This is a genomic window from Bradyrhizobium canariense (assembly GCF_900105125.1).
Taxonomy (GTDB): Bacteria; Pseudomonadota; Alphaproteobacteria; order Rhizobiales; family Xanthobacteraceae; genus Bradyrhizobium; species Bradyrhizobium canariense_A.
In genome coordinates this window covers 3809807-3829211 of record NZ_LT629750.1, presented here as the reverse complement: position 1 = coordinate 3829211, position 19405 = coordinate 3809807, and the positions used below count along the sequence as shown (strand labels likewise).

The following is a 19405-nucleotide window of genomic DNA, read 5'->3' as shown; positions in this document are numbered from 1 at the left end:
GATCATGACCGATCAGATCGAATGGGTTGCGCTCTCGGTTTTCATCTTCTTCTTTGCGCTGGTCACAGTGATGGGATTCTTCGCGGCGCGCTGGAAATCCGGCCCGGTCAATGAGCATCTTGACGAATGGGGGCTGGGTGGACGGCAGTTCGGCACCTGGATCACCTGGTTTCTGGTCGGCGGCGATTTCTATACCGCCTACACCGTGATCGCGGTGCCGGCGCTGGTCTATGCGGTCGGCGCCTATGGCTTCTTCGCCTTGCCCTACACCATCATCGTCTATCCCTTCGTGTTCGCCGTGATGCCGGTGCTGTGGAAGGTGGCGCATGCCAACGGCCACGTCACCGCGGGCGATGTCGTCTACGGCGCTTACCACTCGCGGGGCCTTGAATTGGCGGTTGCGATGACCGGCATGGTCGCGACCATGCCTTACATCGCGCTGCAGTTGATCGGCATGGGGGTGGTGATCAAGGCAATGGGCCTGACCGGCGAATTGCCAATCATCGCCGCCTTCATCATCCTGGCGCTCTACACCTACAGCTCAGGTCTAAGGGCGCCGGCGCTGATCGCCTTCGTCAAGGACATCATGATTTATATCGTGGTGCTGGTGGCGGTGGTGGTGGTGCCGTTGCAACTCGGTGGTTACGCCGCGGTGTTCGCCGCAGCCGGCGATGCTTTCGCGGCCAAGGGCGGCGCGACCGGGCTGATACTGAAACCGGCGCAGATGCTGCCTTATGCCACGCTCGCGCTGGGGTCGGCGCTGGCGGCGTTCATGTATCCGCATACGCTCACCGGCATCTTCGCGTCCAAGTCTGCCGATACCATCCGCAAGAACGCTGTGTTGCTGCCGGCCTACACGCTGTTGCTCGGCTTGATCGCGCTGCTTGGTTACATGGCCTATGCGGCCCATATCAAGGTCGATTCACCCAATGACGTGGTGCCGACCTTGTTCAAGGTGCTGTTTCCGTCATGGTTCGCCGGCTTTTCGTTCTCGGCGATTGCGATCGGGGCGCTGGTACCGGCCGCGGTGATGAGCATCGGTGCGGCTAATCTTTTCACCCGCAACGTCTGGAAGTCCTATATCAACCCGTATATCAGCCACGCCGGCGAAGCCGCGGTCGCCAAGATCGCCTCGCTGGTGGTGAAAATAGGGGCGCTGGCCTTCATCCTGTTCTTGCCGACGCAATATGCGCTCGATCTGCAATTGCTCGGCGGCTTGTGGATCCTGCAGACTTTCCCGGCGCTGGTATTTGGATTGTTCACGAGCTGGTTCCGCGCCGAAGGCCTGCTGTTCGGTTGGGCGGTTGGCATCGGATGGGGATCCTGGACGGCGTGGAGCAACGGACTGAAGCCGCTGGCGACGATCGATCTTGGCGGCGCCAGTTACGTGTTTTACGTCGGGCTTGGCGCGCTGATCCTCAATATCGTCGTCGCCGCCATCGTGACCGTTATCCTCGCCCGGATCTTGCCGAACCGGCAGCGCGCTACGGTTCCATCCTGATATTGCCGGCCTTGGCGACTGCGGTCCACCGCGCGATGTCGGACGCAAGGATCCGCGCAAATTCGTCCGACGAGTTGCCGACGGATTCGATGCCCAGCGGCTTGAGGCGCGCGATCACGTCCGGCAACCGGGCGATCCGCATCAATTCACTCTCGAGCTTTTTCACGATCGCGGCCGGCGTATTTCTGGGCGCGAAGATGCCGCTCCACAGCACCGCATCGACGTCGGCGCCGGCCTCCTTCATGGTCGGCACGTCCGGAAGATCGCCGGTTCGTTTGGGCGCGGTGACCGCGAGCGCACGCACTTGGCCGCCTTGCACCTGGCCCGATACCGGACCCGCGTCGGCGATGGTCGCGGTGACCTGACCGGAAATCACCGCCATCACGGAATCATTGGCGCCCTTGTAGGGAATCTCCTGCATCGGCGCGCCGGTCTTTTGCTTGAACAATTCGGTCACAAGCTGGAACGCGCCGGATGAGCTGGAGTAGTTCGCCTTGTCCGGGTTTGCCTTGGCATAGGCGACAAGATCGGCCACCGATTTGATCGGCGAAGAGGCATTGACGATCAGAATCAGCGGGAACGATCCGAGCTCCGATACCGGGACAAAATCGCGTATCGAGTCATAAGGCAGCTTGGCATAGACCGCCGGGTTGATCGCCATCGCGCCGCTGGCGCCGACCAGCAGCGTGTAGCCGTCCGGTGCGGCTTTGGCGACATATTCGGTGGCGACGATCGCGCCGCCGCCCGGCTTGTTGTCGATAATGACCGGTTGGCCGAGGCTCTCCGACAATTTCTGTCCCGCGATCCGCGCGAGAATGTCGTTGCCGCCGCCGGGCGTGAAGCCGACAACGATGTGAATGGGCCGGGTCGGATATTTCGACAGGTCCTCCTGCGCGAACGCCGGAATAGCCGCGGACAAGGCAATACATCCAAGACACGTGCCGATGAGAAGGGATCCGACCAGCGTTTTCATCGAGTCTGACTTCCCTCAAATGGCCCCGGCGACAAAGACCGGATTTAAAGTCGCGTCACCTGAACATGCAGCACGGCGGCCTTGCCGTCATCCAGCGCGGCGAGACAACGATCGATCGCGGCCGCAAGATCGTCCGGCTCGCCGACCCGCTCGCCATGCGCGCCGAATGCGGTTGCGATCGCGGAAAAGTCCCGCTTCTCGCCCTGGCGGCCCGACACCAGCCGGGACTGGAACTCGTTGGTTTCGGCGGCAACGCCCTTGGGATAGACGCGTTGCACCGCCGATTTCACCGCCTGCCAGCCGCCATTATCCAGCACCACCGTCAGGATCGGAATCTGGTATTGCTGGGCGACCGCGTAGACGCTGTCGGGCGAGGAAAAATGAAAACCTCCATCGCCGATCACCTGCACGACACGGCGGTTGCCCTTTGCCAGTTTCAATCCCAGCGCCATGCCGCCGCTGAACCCAAGCCCGCCGCCGGCAAGCCCGACATAGCTTTGCGGCTTGGTGCGCGCGAGGTGTTCTTGCAGGATCGGCCCGTTGCGGATCGCTTCATTGAGGACGACGTCATCCTGCGACAGTTTCCCGCTCAGGGTCGCGAACACGAAAGCCGGATTGAGCGCGCCCGATACGCCTTTATTGCTGCTTGCGGCGACGCGGCGTTTCGTGGCGGCCTCACGCGCATCGCCCCAGCTTGCGATCCGCGCGGCGACGCGGCGGCGGAACGCATCGTCGGCGCGCGCCTCGACCGCGTCGAGCACCTGTTGCAGCACAATGGCGCAGTTGCCCTGGACGCGCATGTCGGTGGCAAATCCCCACATCGGAAAATCCGATTTCAGCGGATCGACATCGATCTGGATCCATTTGATGGCGCTGGCGCGTTTGGCATATTGCGGAACGAACGGCACGTCGGAATCGAGCAGCAGGCCGAGATCGGCATTCTCGAGCAGCGGCAACGGATCTGAGCCGGCGAAGCACGGCGAATCCTGGGGTATGTTGAGGTCGATCGAGTTGAATTCGGCGACGCGAATGCCGCAGGCTCGTGCCAAACGATCAAGCGCTGCGACCGCTTGCGGATTGCGACCGAGATAGGCCGTAATCGCAATCGGGTTTTCCGCGGCTATCAAGGTTTGCGCGATCGCCTCGGCACGCGCCGGCTCGATGCCGCCCAGATGCACGCTGCCATAGCGCGCCGGCGGATAAGACGGCATATCGGCGTCGTCCCATTCCTCAGCCAGCGTTTCGCGCGGCAGCATCATGTAGACCGGGCCCGGCGGATCGCTGTGCATGAAGGCGCCGGCGCGGGCCAGTGCCTCCTTCACCACGACGCCGGAGGGAAGCGAATATTCCCATTTGACGTAGGGGCGGACGATGCTTGCGATGTCGAACGGGTCCTGCACGAAATGCACATAGGTGTCGCGCGACCCCGTCAATTCACCGTGCAGCGTATGCGGCGCGCGTCCGGCAAACAGCATGACCGGCAGGCGATAGCGAAACAAGTTCTGGATCGCCATGCAGGCATTCGCGGTCCCGGCATCAACGTGCACCAGCACCGCCTGTCCGCGGCCTGTCGCCAGCGCATAGCCGCCGGCCATATGCACCGCGACGACCTCGTGTGGGCACAGGATCATTTCCGGATGCTTGCGGCCTTCCTTGTCCCAGCGGGCCATCTCCTCAATCAGTGAGACATGGTCGGTGCCAAGATTGGCGAAGATGTAATCGATCCCGAGATCGACCAGACCTTCGAGGAAATAATGCGCGGTACTGTAGCGGGCCATGCGCTAGCGCTTTCCCGCGATGAATTTGTTCTGCAGGGTGCCGATGCCCGTGATCTCGATCTCGACCACATCGCCCGCCTTGAGGTCGGGGGAGGCGCCGTCGGTCCCCATCCAGATCACGTCGCCCGGCCACAGCGTGAAATATTTGGTCAGTTCCACGATGAACGGCACGATGCCGAAGATCATGTCGTTGGTATGGAAGCGGCCCGTCTCCTTGCCGTTCACCTTGACGATGGTTTCCATCTTGTCGAGATCGACATCGGTTTCGATCCATGGCCCCATCGGTTTGAACGTATCGGCGTTCTTGGCCCGCCAGAGTCCGCGATCGGCCTTCTGCCAGGTGCGTTCGCTGACATCGTTGCCGATGGTGTAGCCGAACACGCAGGACATCGCGTCGGTTTCGTTCAGATGTTTTGCCTTCTTGCCGATGACGACCACGAGTTCACCCTCGTAGTGGATCTTCTCGGTCGCGGTCGCCGGTATCACGACATCTTCGTCATGCGCGATCAACGCGTTTTGCGCGCGATAGCCGATCTCGGGCCGATCAGGCACGTTCGGCACTTCGCCGCGCTTGTCGGCGGCTTCCTTGAGATGCTTGAGGTAGTTCAGGCCGACGCAATAGAACGTCCGCGGCACCAGCGGCAACTCGATCTTCACATCCTTCAGCGGGTAGGATTGCGCCGTGCGCTTCCATTCGCCGAAAGGATCGCCGCTAACGGCAATCACCTTGTCAGCCTCGACGATGCCCCAGGATGTCTGTCCGGCGGCGGTAAATTTAAGCCAACGCATCTGTGATCCTTTTATTCGGCCGCGACGCGCGGCGGGGTCTTCCATGCGCCGGCGGCGGGACGCCGCAGGCCAAGATTCTCGCGCAAGGTCTTGCCGGTGTAGTCCTTGTGGAACAGGCCGCGCCGCTGCAATTCCGGCACGACGTGGCGGACGAAATCGGCGTAGGACCCCGGCACATAGGTCGCCGCGATGACAAAACCGTCGCAGCCGCGGTTGACGAACATCTCTTCGAGCTTGTCGGCCATTTCCTTTGGTCCGCCGACGATGGCGTCCTGGGTCTGGCCGCGGCCCGAGAAGGTAATGAAATCGCGCGTGCTCGGATTGGTCTTGCCCGAGGTCTTCAACACGCCGTCGCGGATGCCGAGCATGCCCTGCATCCCCTGCAACTCTTCCGTGGTCAGTGGCTCGTCGATGCCCTTGGCGCCGAAATCGAAATTCAGCCCCTCCGCCAGCAGCGACAGCGCGTCGATTTCCAGCGGCAGTTTGTGGATCAGCGCCATCTTGTCTTCGGCCTCGGCCTTGGTGGCCGCGCAGACCGGCGTGATCAGGTTGCAGAGGAACATCTGGTCCGGATCGCGCCCGATCTTGGCCGCTTCGTTCTTGATGGCGTCGTAGCCCTGCCTGGCGTTGGCGAGATTGCGGGCTGCCGTGAAGATGACTTCGCCCCATCGTCCGGCGAAGCGCTGGCCGCGGCCGCTGGCGCCGGCCTGGATAATGACGGGATGGCCCTGCTGCGAGCGCGGCACCGTGAACGGCCCGCGCGATTTGAAGAATGCGCCGTTGTGGTCGAGCCGCTTGACCTTGGTCGGATCGGCGAAGCGTCCGCTCTTCTTGTCGATGATCAGCGAACCGTCTTCCCAGCTATCCCAGTGGCCGAGCACCACCTCCATGAATTCGTCGGCGCGGTCGTAGCGGAGGTCATGCGCGAGATGCTGTTCGCGCCCCATATTATGCGCTTCGCCGTCGTTCACGGAGGTGACGACGTTCCAGGCCGCGCGGCCGTTGGTCATGAGATCGAGGGTTGCGAAGCGCCGCGCCACGTCGAACGGCTCGTAATAGGTGGTCGAGCAGGTCGAAGCCAGCCCGAGCTTTTCGGTGACCATACCCATCGTGGTCAGCACCACGATCGGATCCATCTTTACGCAGCGGATGCCATATTCGACGGTGTGGGCGTGATCGTTGCCGTAGCGGTCCGGCATCGCCAGGCGATCGTCGAAGAACGCCATGTGAAATTTTCCGGATTCCAGAATCCGGGCGATCTCCTGATAATAATCCGCCGACATCGAATCGTCGCGGGACTCCGGATGCCGCCACGAGCTGGGCAGGTTGGTGCAATTCTGCGCCTGCAGGAAGCCGACCATCGCCATTTGCCGTGTCATGCTGCTCTCCTGTTTCCGGCCTTTTTGGTTATGCGAGACCTAGTTCGGTGGCGAGCTTGTACTCGCTCGCCAGCGCACGAAGCTTGTCCCAGGTCGCATCCTCGATCTCGATGCCCTCGACCTTGCGCTTCCGTTCGCGGATATATTCGACCTCGCCCGGATAGAACACGCCGTTCGAACCTTCGGACGGTGGCGTCGACTTGAGATAACGCGCGAACTCGGCGACTTCTTTCTTGAAATCCTTCAGCGGACGAAACGCGGCGACATTGAACACCGCCATGAAACACCCGTCATTATGCCGGCCGGTCGGTTCGACCCCGAAGCCCAGGCCCGTCAGCAGCCCGCACAGCACTTCCACCATCGCGGCCAGGCCACTGCCTTTGTAACCTTCAGTGCCGCCGAGCGGCAGCAGCGCGCCGCCCTTGCGGAATTGCTTGGGGTCGGTGGTTTGCCGTCCTTCGGCATCGACGATCCAGCCGGTCGGGATTGCTTCGCCACGGGTCGCCGCGAGCGCAATCTTTCCGGCCGCCACCGCAGATGTCGCCATATCCAGATAGAACGGCGCCTCGAGATCCGACGGCACCGCGATCGAAATCGGGTTGGTGCCAAGCCGCGCCTCGCGGCCGCCGAACGGGGCGACATGTTTAGGTGAACGGCCGGAATCGGCGGTGGCAAGGCCGATCATGCCCTCGCGCATCGCCATCATGGGGTACGCGGCGAGACGTCCGACATGGCTTTGGCGGAACACGGTGCAGGCGGCGACGTTGGCGGTTTTGGCCTTCTCGATGGTCAGCGCCATCGCTTTGGCGTTGACATGAAAACCGAAACCCCAATGACCGTCGATAACGGTCGTGGTCGGCGATTCCTGCACGATCGTCCATTTCGCGCCGGGCACGATGTGCCCAACCTTGATGCGGTCGATATAGGTCGGAATCGCGATGATCCCATGCGAGTCATGGCCGGCGAGGTTGGCGTTGACGCAGCCGGTGGCCACGGCGTTGGCTTCCTCCTCCGACGCACCGGCTGCCTTTAGAAGCGCCGCGCCGATACGCGTAAGGCGGTCGGCCTGGATGATCGGCATGGGATTTCCTCTTTTTGACGCCCGCGCGGGACGCGGGTCTTGCTTGTTGGTCGTTGCTTCATGGTCTCAAAGCGGTCGCCTGAGAGCAAGTGGCAAAAATCGAATGGCGCCAGTGCTTTCGGACACGGTTCGCCGGGCCGGCTTCCACACTGCGGAATTGGACCGCATGCGTTCACAGCCGCTCCGTGGGCAGGGACGTCTGTCAGGCCCCCGTTGTTTTGAGAGAGATGTTGAGACGACTGAATCGCAGATAAACCCGTGATATTGGGCTTTTAGGCGCGATTATTCGTAGGGCGTTTACTCTGACTCACAACTTGGGCGGCTTTTAACGGGCGTTTAGGTCTCCGACACCCATAAATTCGCTCACGACGGCAAATTTTGCCTGAGGGAGCGGGTCGTTGGATACGAATATTACGCGTACGTTTGCGGCGGTGAGCGCAACCAACGAAGCCATCCTCTATGCGAAATCACCTGAGGAACTGTATGAGCAGGTCTGCAACGCCGCGTTCTCCAGCGGGGACTTTCTGGCGACCGCCGTCTTTTTGCTGGAACCCGGCACCGACATGCTTCGGTTTGCCGTCGGCTTTGGTGAAGATATCAAGCGGCTGCGACGGATCGATATTTCGATCGTAGCCAACACGCCGGAGGGATCAGGGGTCTGCGGGCAGGCCTTTCGTGACCAAAGGCTGAGCATCAGCAATGATTTCCTTAATGACTCGCGTTCGCTGGCCTGGCGTAAGGGGGCCTGCGACGCGCGCGTCGGCGCGGCAGCGGCATTACCCTTGACCTGCAACGGCTGCAGCGTCGGCGTGCTGCTCGTGACCATGCGAAAATCAGGTTCGCTGACCGAGCAGATCGTCTCTCTGCTGGAGCGCATGTCGGCGAATATTTCCTACGCCCTCGACAATTTCGACCGCGAGGCTGCCCGGGAGCGGCTGTCGCGAATGTTCGCCGCGCTGAGTGCGACCAATGAGGCGATCGTGCGGGCCAAGTCGCGAGAGGAACTGTTCAATCTCGTCTGCGAAGCAGCCGTGCATGGCGCAAAGTTCAACTCCGCATCTGTAGCTATCGTACGCCCGGGCACCGATTTGTTTCATATCGTAGCCTCCAGTGGCGTCGATTCAAGCGAGATGCGGAACCGCAAATTCGCGATTACGACCGCGATACCTGAAGGACGCGGATTGGCGGGGGCGGCATTCCGAACGCAGCAGCCATGTTTCAGCAACGATATTTTGGCCGATGAACGAAGCCGGCCTTGGCACGCACAGGCTCGTCGCAGCGGCATCGCATCCTCGGCCGTCATGCCGCTGGTCTGCGGCGGGCGATCGCAGGGTGTGGTCATCTTCAATTCCACCGAGCGGGGCACATTCACGCCGGAGCTGATTGAACTGCTGCGCCGCCTGAGCGAAAATGTCTCGTTTGCGCTTGGCAACTTCGATCACATGGATGAGAAAGCCAGGGTCGAGGAGCAAAAGGAACACCTGACACGAATGTTCGCGGCGCTGAGCGCAACCAATGAAGCGATCATGCGGGCGAAGTCCCGGTCAGAGCTGTTCGAACTGGTCTGCGAGGCCGCGGCGAACGGCGGCAAGTTCACCTCGACGAGCATCGGCCTTGTCCAGGGAGACGATGATTTTCTCGATATCGTCGCTGCGTCAGGCCCGACCGCAAAAAAAACCATGAACGTCAGGCTGTCGGTCAAGGAGGATTGCCCGGAGGGCCGCGGCATCAGCGGAATAGCGTTTCGCACCCGGCAACCCTGCATCAGCAACGACCGTCTGTCGGACCCTCGCGGCTCCCTGTTTCATGAGTCGATCCGAAGTGACGGAGCTCGCGCGGTTGCGGCATTTCCGTTGTTCAACGGCGGCCAGGCAGTCGGCATTCTCTTGTTCTGTGCGGCCGAAAAAGATGCATTTACGCCGGCTTCGGTGGATCTGCTGCAGCGCATCGCCGATAACATCGCCTTCGCCCTCGATAATTTTGATCGTGCGGACGAGAAGACCCGGGCGGACGAACGGATCGAATATCTGGCATCGCATGACAGCCTGACCGGGCTGCCCAATCGCGAGATGTTCAACCAGTTGCTCCAGGCTGCAATGCTAACGGCGCAGCGTCGCCGCCTGCAATTTGCAATGCTGTTCATCGATCTCGATCGATTCAAGGTGATCAACGATTCGCTGGGCCATGAAGCCGGCGACGCCTTGCTGGTGGAAACAGCCAAGCGACTGCGCCGAGATCTGCGCCAGGGCGACATCGTTGCGAGACTGGGGGGCGACGAGTTCGTCGTGATCCTGGAACACTCGGCTGCGCGCGGCGAGATCGAGCAAATTGCAGGCAAGCTCCTGCTGGCGGTCAGCCAGCCCGTTCAGTTGAGCGGCCACGAATGTCTTGCCACCGCCAGCATCGGCGTCGCCATGTTCCCGGATCATGGTGCCGATGTTCACACGCTGACGAAAAATGCCGACATGGCGATGTATCTCGCCAAGGAAGATGGCAAGAACAATTTCCGTTTCTTCACTCACCAGGTGAAGATGCCGTCGATCGAGCGCCTGACGCTGGAAAATTGCCTGCGCCATGCGCTGGAGCGCAACGAGTTCTCGCTGCACTATCAGCCGAAGGTGGATCTGGCGAGCCGCCAGATCACTGGCGTCGAGGCGTTGCTGCGCTGGACTCATCCCGAACATGGCGTTCTGCCGCCCGGCCAGTTCATTCCGCTCGCTGAAGAAACCGGCTTGATCGTTCCGATCGGACGCTGGGTCTTGAACGCGGCGTGTGCACAGAACATGGCCTGGCAACGCCGTGGATTGCGGCCGGTGTCGATGGCGGTGAACCTGTCGCCGCGACAATTCGCCGACGAAAACCTGCTGCACGATGTCGACGAGGCGCTCGCGGCCAGCGACATGTCGCCGGTGCTGCTGCAGCTCGAAGTGACCGAAAGCATGATGATGCGCAACGTCTCGCGCGCGATCAAGGTGCTCGACGAAATCCGGAGCCGCGGCATTCGCCTGGCGATCGATGATTTCGGAACCGGCTATTCTTCGATGTCGCTGATGAAGCAGTTTCCGATCGACACGCTCAAGATCGACCGGTCGTTCGTTCGCGACCTCCCTGACGATTCCGAGGACAAGGCCATCGCCCAGGCCATCATCAGGATGGGCAAGGCGCTGGAAATGACCATCGTCGCCGAAGGGGTCGAAACCGTCGCGCAGGAAGCGTTCCTTCGCGCTCATGGCTGCGATGAAATGCAGGGATTTCTGTTCAGCCGGCCGCTGCCGCCGGAGCAACTGGCCGATCTGCTTCGGCCGGCGCCTCTGCTGGCCTCGCCGCCGTTGCAACCGACGACAATTGACGGCCTCAAGAAAACCTCTAGGCGGCGATCACGGCTTAAAAAGGCCGCGCTGCAGGCGATACGTTAGAGCTGATTCAGCCAGCTTTATCTTTTTTGCGCAGAAAATCGCTGGCCCGCGACACAGTAGTCTGATCGGCGAGCGTTTCGAGCAACACATCCGCACCACTCGTGAAAGCCGAGCCGTTCGGCAACCCCAGGCTCGAACACCAGTCGGATGGCATCGGCTGATGCATGCCAAGCACCTCAAACGCCGGCCCCCACCACCACGCCGGAGCCTGCGATCTTTCGTCTTCAGGCACCGCGCGCCACTGAGCGAATTCATGCACGATGCGCTCGAACGGTAAATTCGCGGCCTGATGCATCGTAACCTCCAGGGAATAGATCAACGCAGCCCGCCCAATGCGGGTCGCACCTCCCGCTGCCATCGCGTCAGCGGTGCGACCCGATCTTAACGGGCCAGGCACGCAGCCGTTCCGTATTGCCATGTACGGTCCGATCGCGTGACCCTATCGCTTCTGCCAGGATGATGTGCGGAATAGATCGGTGGTGCCGGGGTTACTTTGTTTCTGTGACCTCGGTCGCCGTTGCAGGTCCTTCGCCCATGATCAGCAAGACGGCGTCTTCGTCCTTGGCGCCGTCCCAATGCACCTGCTTGCCGAAATGCGTGACAAAACTGCCGGCAGGCATGGGGGTCGTGCCGTGCTCGGGATCGAATTTCGTGCCGGAGCCCACCCACCAAGTGCCTTGCAACACAACGATATAACGGTCGTTGGGATGGAAGTGCGGGTGGCTGAAATGGTTGCCTTTGGTCCATTTGTTGTAGACGGCATAAAATCCGGGCTTGCTCGGATCGCCCACCAGAACAGCGACTTGTGCGCCGGCTGCGTTGACCGGACTCCACGGAATCTGGTCCGGCAATTTGTAGATGACCGCGGCAGGATTGAGTTCGGCTGCGGAACTGATGCTCAACATGCCGGCGAAAGACAGCGGTAGCAAAAGGTAACGCCAGAATCGTCTGGTGCTTTTCATGGTTTCCTCCCTTGGATTTTTGCGAGCTGAAATGTTGCCAACAGCTCGTTCTTTATTTTGCCATGCTAGCCGGTCTCGTTCCGACGGTGCAAGGCGCGTGCGTGCAGGCATCACCGGCAAGGTTTGAGTACAATGCATTGCAGCATTAGAATCGCGTTTGCATCGCGTCGTTTGCTATGGTCTCTATGCTCAAACAAAAAACAGGGAGGAGTTTGTTATGCGACGCTTAGGGGTATGCGCAGCCGTGTTGATGATCGGAGGCGCCGCTTTCCAGTTTTCGAATTCGGCGTCCGGCCAATCCGACGGCGGATGGACCACGCTGCTCGACAGTACCAAGATGGGCGACTGGGACGAGGTCGGAAAAGCCAATTGGACGATGAAAGACGGCGCGGTCACCGCGGACAAGCTGGATGGCAAGGATCTCGCTTATCTCGTCACCAAGAACGCGTACAAGGATTTCCAGATCAGGGCTGAGTTTTGGGTCAGCGACGATGCCAATAGCGGCATCTTCATCCGCTGCGAGCAGCCGAAAAGCATCGGCGGCAAAACTTGCTATGAGGTCAATATCTACGACCAGAGGCCGGACCCAAGTTACGGCACTGGTGCCATCGTCGATGTTGCCAAGGTCAATCCGATGCCGAAGGCTGGCGGCAAGTGGAACACCTATGAGATCACGGCGCAGGGTCCCCATTTCGTCGTCGTGCTCAACGGTCAAAAGACCGTCGATGCCCAGGACTCAACACACGCCAGCGGCGCGATTGCGCTGCAATACGGCTCGGGCGTGGTGAAATTCCGCAAGGTGCAGATCAAGCCGCTGTAATCAGGCGGCCGGAGACGTTTTGGCCTTGCCAGGCACAGGCTCATCCGCCTTCAGCGGGTGAGCCTTTTGGTGCCAAGCCCATGCGGTCCGGATGATGGTCGGAAGATCCGAATGCGCAGGCGTGAATTTTAGCATCTCGCGCGCCGCGGTGGGGTCTGCGACCAGATAGGTCGGATCGCCTGAGCGGCGCGGCTTGACGACATGCGGCACCTTGCGGCCGGTCTCGGCCACGATCGCCGCAAGAATCTCGCGGACCGAAAAGCCGCTGCCGGTACCGAGATTGAAGGCGCCGCCGCGATGTCCCTGCATCAACAGGTTCAACGCGGAGACATGCGCCGCGGCAAGGTCGGTGACGTGAATGTAATCGCGAATGGCGGTGCCGTCAGGCGTGTCATAGTCGTCGCCGAATACGGCAAAATCGCGCACGTGACCTTGCAGTGCCATCATCGCCCGGGGAATGAGGTGCGTTTCATTCTCGCGCAGTTCGCCGATCTCGCCAGAGGCGTCGGCGCCGCTGGCGTTGAAATAGCGCAGGCAGAATGACCCGAGCCCGTAGGCACCGCGGTAGTCCGCAAGAATTCGCTCGATCATCCACTTCGAGCTGCCGTAGGGATTGATCGGCTCGCAGGGATAGGTCTCTGGCAGCGCCTTGCTGTCGGCGTTGCCATAGACCGCGCCGGTAGACGAAAACACCAGGCGACTGCATCCGGCTCCGCGCATCGCGTCCAGCAGCGACAGCGTGCCCGCGACATTGTTGTGGTAATACTTCTGTGGATTTACGACGGATTCGCCGACCAGGCTGAATGCCGCAAAATGCATGACGGCAACGATACGATGCTGCGTGAACGCGCCAGCGAGTGTCGCTCTGTCCAGGAGATCGCCTGACACCAGCGAGCCGGTCACGAAGCCAGGATGGCCGGTCGAAAAATTGTCGTAGACGACCGGATGATAGCCGGCCGCGACAAGCGCCCTGCAGCAATGCGAGCCGATGTAGCCCGCACCGCCCGTAACGAGAATAGCCGGGCGATCGCTCATGCCAGTGCCTTGCTTCGACGTTTGTGGTTCATGGCCGCAGGAACTCCAAATTAGCGAACTAACCTTGCAGCGTCGAATCGGTGTTCAAAGGCCGGCTTTTGTTGAACAGCAGATAGAGCGCGCGCGGGTTGGTGGTCAGGTAACGCCAGAACAGCCGGCGCGGCTCCAGCCAGATTCGCCACGCCCATTCGAGCCCGATGTCCTGCATCCATTTTGGCGCGCGAGCGCGGCTGCCTGAAAGGAAGTTGAACAGGCCGCCGGCTGTCTTGATGACGCCGACATTGGTCAGGCGTGGCGCGAATTCCTCAACGAACGCTTGTTCATAGGGCACGCCGAGCGCTACCCAGAGATAATCCGGTGCCAGCGCGTTGATCTCGTCGACCTTGGCGCGAAGCGCGTCACCCCGCAGATAGCCATGGCTTCGCCCCACGATCTTCAGATCGGGAAACATGTTCTGGACATTGGCGGTGGCGGCGGCGTTTTCCTCTTCGTCGGCGCCGAACATATAGAACGTCAGCCCGGCCGCTGTGGCCTTGCGCGCGACGACGCCGAACAAGTCGGTGGTTGCAACGCGCTCGGGCAACGGCGTCGACGATTTCAGTCGCGATACGGTGACCAGCGGCTGGCCGTCGGCATTGATGAGATCGGCCGCGCGGAACAGCCGTCCGGTCATCGGCTCAGTCGAACAGCGTGACAACACTTCGCCGTTGGCCGAAGTCAGATATAGCGGTCGCCTGACCCGGCGTACCGGCGAAACCATGTCGATCATGAAATTCGCGGTCTGCTCGACGTCGAGCACGGCAAGCCGGAGCCCGCCCAACGAGATTCGAGGCACGCCGGCGGTGGCGGCCCTTCCTACGGGGTTTGCGCGGCGCTCAAGCATATTGCCTGTCTCGCTGACGGTTGACGACTGCAGGAGGAAGTTCGTTAAGGACGACACCAATCAGCTTGCGCTCCGCACCACCGAGCGCTGCGATGATGTCTTCCATGCAATCATTGATGTCGAGGTTTGCCGGCAGCACCGCGACGAGACCGTTGGCCGCATCGAGCAGTTTGCGGTCGGCCGGGCTCCAGGGCATTGCCGGCCCGTCGAGGACCACAAGGTCATAGCCGCCAGCGGAATAGCTCTGGGCGATCGCCGTGCGGACGGCGTCAGATCCTTTGACCGCGGGGAGAATCGAGATTCCATTCGCGGTCTCGATCGCGTGCGAAGCCATATTGCCGAGGCCGAGCCGGTTGAAGCGGCTGACCTCGCTTTGGCCAACGCGGTCCAGCTTGTCCGAAAGCGCGTGGGTGACGTGATCGGCGTCGATCATCAGCACCTTGGCGCCGTCGCGGGCGGCTGCGAGCGCGATATTCAGCGCGGCGATGCTGCGGCCTGCAGCGGCATCTGCACCGATCACGGCCATGACCGGTATCGTGTCCGCCGGTGAGCGTCTAATCAGGGGGGCGCGCATCTCGCGCATGGCGTTGAGGAAGCTCGTCAGCGGAAAGCCCGCGCGCAGCGTCGGCCAGCCGATCCGCGTCAGGTCGGGAATCCGGCCACCTGCCAGGATTCCACCGAGCGTCCGCATCACATCGGATTCCTGCAAACGTGCGATCACCGGCCGTTCGATCGATACGATCGGCGACTGCGGCTCGCGCGAAGGGCTTGGCGGTTGGGTCGCCAGCGCGGCCAATGGCCCCGTCTCCGAACTGACCGGCTCTGGTTCGGTGGTGTCGGGCGACAGCCGGTCGGCCGCGACGGCCCAGCCGGCCGCGGCGAGCGAGCCGAGCACGAAGCCGACCATCGCGAGCAGACTCATCGCCGGCGGGAATATACGGCGCTGCGGCACCGTAGCTTCGCCGATGATGCGTGCGCTCGAAGTATTGAGGCTTTCCTGCTCCTCGGTTTCACGCGAGCGCTTGAGGAAGGACTGATAGAGGTCACGGCTGGCGTCTACCTCGCGTTCGAGTTCGCGAAGCCGCACGGACGCCTGGCTGAGCTGGACGCTCTGGCGCTTCTGCGCATCGAGCGCCTTGTTAAGCGAGGCTTCATAATCGCGGGCGCGGGTCAGGTCGTTTTTAGCGGCCTGCGCAAAGCGATCGACTTCCTCATTGATGGTCCGGCGCAGGTCCTCGACCTGCTTTTCCATTTGATGCAACGCCGGATGCAGCGGACCCAATTCGCTGGTCATTTCCGCATAGCGCTTGCGGGCCTCGGCGTACTGCGCGCGCAAATTGGCGATGGTCGGAGACTGCAACGCTTCCGGAATAGCGCCGACATCGGTCGATGCGCGGCGGCTGGCTTCGATCTGGTCGTATTTGGCCTGCGCGTCGAGCGTCTGCGCCCGCGCCGCAGCGAGCCGCTGGTTGCTGGCCGAAAGCTGCTGGTCACTGATCACCGTGTCCTGGCTGCCGACGAAATTGTTCTGCGTCTTGTAGACGGTCAGCGCATTTTCAGCGTTGCGGAGCCGCTGCTGCAATTCCTTGAGACGGCCGGACAAATCTGTCGTCGCCCGTCGTGCGGCGGTAGCTTGCGAACTCCTCGATTCCCCCAGATAGGCGTTGGAAATGGCGTTCGCGAGCATCGCCGCCTTGGCGGGGTCGCTCGACCAGACATCAATGTCGACGATGAAGGTACGGTCGGGCTTCTTCACGCTGATATGACGGCTCAAAGCCTCCAGCGCCGTCATCTGGTCGAGCTTGGCTTGGCCGGCGGAATGAATTTCGAAACCGAATAATCCCAGCAGTTTTGCAACCGTGCCTTTCGACGCGCCGCCAAACTCCGGATCCTTGTCGAGATTGGTATCCTGAATCACCTTCAGCAATACGCTGTTCGAGGTGATCACGCGCGCCTGGCTGTCGACCACCATCGCAAGGCCCGAAATATCCTGTGAGCGCGGCGTGAGTTCGCGATCGACCAATTGTAGCTCCCGGGGATCGACATAAAGCTGCGCGGTCGCCGAATATTTTGGCGTCAGGCTTTTTCCGATCATGACTGCAGCGCAGGCGCAGATCAGCCCGGCCGCGGCAATAGCGGTTTTCCGCCGCCACAACAGGAGGCCGAGGTCCTGCAGATTGAGGGCCGCAAACCTTTGCGGCGGCGCCTCCGAGGCGCCGGACCTGGGCTCGCCTATCGGTTGATCATAAACAAGCATGGGCCCCAACTTCCATTCGAACTGCCGCACGCATCGGCTGAGGGGCTAGTCTTCGGGTTACGCCAGACACGCATGATGTTGGCGCGGAACGAACGCAACAGGAAAAATTAACCATACTCATCGCAGGACTATTCACTGAAATGGCAAAAAAACCGTTTAAGCGGGCGCGTCGCAGCGGTTCCGCTGCGGCCGAGCGATCGCGGAGGTTCGGCTCGGCGACGTCCTCGCAGCCATCGAACGTTAACACTTCGTTATTCATTTGAGCGTGGTTGCACACCGCATGGGACAGTGCGGCGCGCAAATGCATTTGCAGCCGAAGGCTGTCAGGCATCTTGGCTTTGAACCGCTTGTCGGACATGGCTCAGCGCTTTCGCAAAATCAGGTGATAGTCGCCGTGCCGCACGTCGGTCTTTCCCGGAAGGAGAAAGTTCATGACGGCAGCGGCGGTGTCGAGTAGGCGGGCCAGCATCGGCTTGCGCGTTCGCATCTCCGGAAAGCGCGGGCTTTCGTATTCTTTGCGGTAGATCACCTCGAGACCATGTGCGCTTGCGAAGGCTTCGAGATTTGAAAGCGTGACCAGCGGGTGGAAGAAAGTCGGAAACGGCGCTTCGCCAGGCTTGCCGGCATTCTTGTCGCCGCGCACGTAGCGATAATACCAGACGTGAAACCAGTGTGGCGTGTATTTGGTGACGACACCGGACAATGATTTCGGGTTGGGCGCGCCGATCAGGACCAGACCGTCTTGCTTCAATGATTGGCAGAAGCAGAGCAGCGCGGACTCGGTATCAGGGAGATGCTCAATCACATTGTAGCAAATGATGAGATCGAAACTGCCGGGTTTGAAGCGGTAGGTCTGGATGTCGCCGAGGATCTTCTCGTGGGCGTAACCATTGTTGCGAATCTGGTCTTCGTCGATGTCGACGACGGTGACGTGGGCGCGGTGCAATATGTCGAGTGGCAGGAAGCTGGTCGAGCCGCCGCCAGCTTCGTAGATCGCAAGCTCGGTCTTCGAACCCAGCCTGTCAGAGAGGATATCATGAACGGCAAGCAGGCTTTTGCGCGCCTCGCCGGGCGGCAGATCGAGCAGTGATTGCGGATGCGCGAAAGGCTGCGCCTTCGTTAGCGCACGCGGCCCGGTCGTCTCAAAGGACGCGTAACTGAAATCGGTGTCGGCTGTTTTGCTCATTTATCTTTACTCCCGAATACGAGGCTGTAGACGATGACGGCCGAGAGCGCATAGAGGCCGATATAGATGGCGTTGAGCCAGACTCCCCATTCGGCGATGTTGCCGAGACAGATCAGCAGCAGCGCCAGCGCGGCTGCCTTCAACGCGACCTGCGAGGTGGCAAGCACGGCGCGGACCGTCATCTGCTGATAAGCGAAAAACAGTTCCGAGTGATATTCAAGCAGGTTCTTGAAGGCGGGCACCGCAAGCAGAACGGCAAGCAGCGGTACGGCCGACGCGACGTTGTGGCCCAACAGGTTCGGCCAGAGCGACAATATCGTCAGCAGCGCTGCGAAGGCGACCGTCGAGGTCAGCGCGATTGCCACCTCGACGCTCAAGCTGCGGCGAATCTGGTTGAGCGCGCGGCGCTCCAGAATCAATTTGCGCGAATACAGCACGTAGAAAGTGCGGATCGGTACCGACGTGAAATCGATGATCCGCGAGGCGATCGCGTAGATGCCGACGGTCCGCTGGTCCGCCAGTGACAGCATCACGACCTTGTCGATTTCGTTCTGCGAGATAAAGGCGCAATAGGCGACCGAGAACAGCAGCGCGTCGCGGAGCCGCCCGATGAATAGCGCCGGGCTCCAGCGCAGCCGGATACGCGGCTGGTAGGCTGCGACGGCCAACACCATCGCGGCGATATTGAAGATCACATAGACGGCGGCCCAGGTTTCGATGTCATGCTTGCCGGAAGCCAGGAAGGTCACCGCGCCGGCGGCACGCAACGCGGTGCCAAGGCTGATGACCAGCGACGCCGATGCGTAGCGGCCGAGCCCGTTATTGACCTGATGGATCATTTCGACGATCCGCCAGGTCCCGGCTTCGACAAGGATAATGACGACGAAAGCCGTCAGCGATATCGACGTGGTAAACAGAAGATAAAACACCGGCAGCGCGGCGACGAAGCAGAGCGGCAGCGAGATCAGCCAGCTCACATAGAACACCGCGAGATAGCCGCCGAGCGAGCGGCGTTTGCCGGCGGCGGCCCTGAAAGCGAACGACGAGAAGCCGAGCCCCGAAAAGCAGCCGATCATGATGCCGGTCGACGAGGTCGAGGCGAACACCCCCATGTCGTGCAGCGACAGCGTATTGGCCAGTATCAGGAAATACACCGCCTGGAGGCCAAGGCGCACGCCGGTGCCTGCGAAGACCTGGAGGTAGTTGGCGAATTGCGCACGAAAGATCCCCACCAGTATCTCGCGCAGGCGAGACACCCGCGAGGCGACGGGAATGTCCAGTTCGATTGCGTTCAGAGGTTTGATCTTCATCGCGTATCAAGACAGCAAGATCGGTGCCGAACGCT

The 19405-nt window shown here is 61.1% G+C and carries 15 protein-coding genes; 3 read left to right on the top strand and 12 right to left on the bottom strand.

The features are described from left to right. Window positions 1-4 precede the first annotated feature (4 nt). Window positions 5-1501, top strand: coding sequence for a monocarboxylate uptake permease MctP (gene mctP / locus BLV09_RS18345; RefSeq protein ID WP_146688348.1), 1497 nt, complete (start codon window positions 5-7; stop codon window positions 1499-1501). Here the strand turns inward: mctP and BLV09_RS18340 are convergent. From BLV09_RS18340 to BLV09_RS18320, 5 genes are read right to left on the bottom strand one after another with little or no spacing between them, the layout of a single operon-like run. After that, on the bottom strand, window positions 1485-2474 hold the full coding sequence (locus BLV09_RS18340; protein WP_146688347.1) for a Bug family tripartite tricarboxylate transporter substrate binding protein: 990 nt from the start codon (window positions 2472-2474) through the stop codon (window positions 1485-1487). The genes mctP and BLV09_RS18340 overlap by 17 nt on opposite strands. A gap of 44 nt (window positions 2475-2518) precedes the next feature. After that, window positions 2519-4252, bottom strand: a complete 1734-nt coding sequence (locus tag BLV09_RS18335; RefSeq protein ID WP_146688346.1) for a thiamine pyrophosphate-requiring protein — start codon at window positions 4250-4252, stop codon at window positions 2519-2521. Window positions 4253-4255: 3 nt separating this feature from the next. Further along, the gene (locus BLV09_RS18330; protein ID WP_146688345.1) at window positions 4256-5041 is read right to left on the bottom strand and encodes a fumarylacetoacetate hydrolase family protein; all 786 of its coding nucleotides are present in this window, start codon (window positions 5039-5041) and stop codon (window positions 4256-4258) included. 11 nt (window positions 5042-5052) lie between these two features. Then, window positions 5053-6420, bottom strand: a complete 1368-nt coding sequence (locus BLV09_RS18325) for an LLM class flavin-dependent oxidoreductase (RefSeq protein ID WP_146688344.1) — start codon at window positions 6418-6420, stop codon at window positions 5053-5055. A gap of 28 nt (window positions 6421-6448) precedes the next feature. Continuing rightward, on the bottom strand, window positions 6449-7501 hold the full coding sequence (locus BLV09_RS18320; protein WP_146688343.1) for an Ldh family oxidoreductase: 1053 nt from the start codon (window positions 7499-7501) through the stop codon (window positions 6449-6451). 398 nt (window positions 7502-7899) lie between these two features. Between BLV09_RS18320 and BLV09_RS18315 the strand changes: the two genes are divergently transcribed. Then, window positions 7900-10917, top strand: a complete 3018-nt coding sequence (locus BLV09_RS18315; protein ID WP_146688342.1) for a sensor domain-containing phosphodiesterase — start codon at window positions 7900-7902, stop codon at window positions 10915-10917. Between the two features lie 7 nt (window positions 10918-10924). Here BLV09_RS18315 and BLV09_RS18310 read toward each other — a convergent pair whose 3' ends face one another. Both BLV09_RS18310 and BLV09_RS18305 read right to left on the bottom strand, forming a co-directional pair. Beyond that, window positions 10925-11212: a hypothetical protein gene (locus BLV09_RS18310; RefSeq protein WP_146688341.1), complete on the bottom strand. Its 288-nt coding sequence runs from the start codon at window positions 11210-11212 to the stop codon at window positions 10925-10927. A 193-nt stretch (window positions 11213-11405) separates the two neighbouring features. After that, a complete protein-coding gene (locus BLV09_RS18305; RefSeq protein ID WP_244549141.1) occupies window positions 11406-11879 on the bottom strand; it encodes a cupin domain-containing protein in 474 nt (157 codons plus the stop codon). A 217-nt stretch (window positions 11880-12096) separates the two neighbouring features. Here BLV09_RS18305 and BLV09_RS18300 point away from each other — a divergent pair, with 217 nt between their 5' ends. Then, a complete protein-coding gene (locus BLV09_RS18300; protein ID WP_100383785.1) occupies window positions 12097-12699 on the top strand; it encodes a 3-keto-disaccharide hydrolase in 603 nt (200 codons plus the stop codon). Here BLV09_RS18300 and galE read toward each other — a convergent pair whose 3' ends face one another. The 5 genes from galE to BLV09_RS18275 all read right to left on the bottom strand — a co-directional run bounded on the left by galE (window position 12700) and on the right by BLV09_RS18275 (window position 19370). Beyond that, window positions 12700-13734 carry a UDP-glucose 4-epimerase GalE gene (galE, locus tag BLV09_RS18295; RefSeq protein WP_146688340.1) on the bottom strand — a complete coding sequence of 345 codons (1035 nt, stop codon included), beginning with the start codon at window positions 13732-13734 and terminating at the stop codon, window positions 12700-12702. Window positions 13735-13792: 58 nt separating this feature from the next. After that, entirely contained in the window at window positions 13793-14617 is an 825-nt protein-coding gene (locus BLV09_RS18290; RefSeq protein WP_146688339.1) for a WecB/TagA/CpsF family glycosyltransferase, read from the bottom strand. Continuing rightward, complete coding sequence (locus tag BLV09_RS18285; RefSeq protein WP_146688338.1) at window positions 14610-16874, bottom strand: GumC family protein; 2265 nt, start codon at window positions 16872-16874, stop codon at window positions 14610-14612. Before BLV09_RS18285 ends, BLV09_RS18290 begins: the two co-directional genes overlap by 8 nt. Window positions 16875-17235: 361 nt before the next feature. Continuing rightward, complete coding sequence (locus BLV09_RS18280; RefSeq protein WP_146688337.1) at window positions 17236-18060, bottom strand: class I SAM-dependent methyltransferase; 825 nt, start codon at window positions 18058-18060, stop codon at window positions 17236-17238. Next, window positions 18057-19370 carry a lipopolysaccharide biosynthesis protein gene (locus BLV09_RS18275; RefSeq protein ID WP_146688336.1) on the bottom strand — a complete coding sequence of 438 codons (1314 nt, stop codon included), beginning with the start codon at window positions 19368-19370 and terminating at the stop codon, window positions 18057-18059. The genes BLV09_RS18280 and BLV09_RS18275 overlap by 4 nt, the downstream gene beginning before the upstream one ends. Window positions 19371-19405 lie beyond the last annotated feature (35 nt).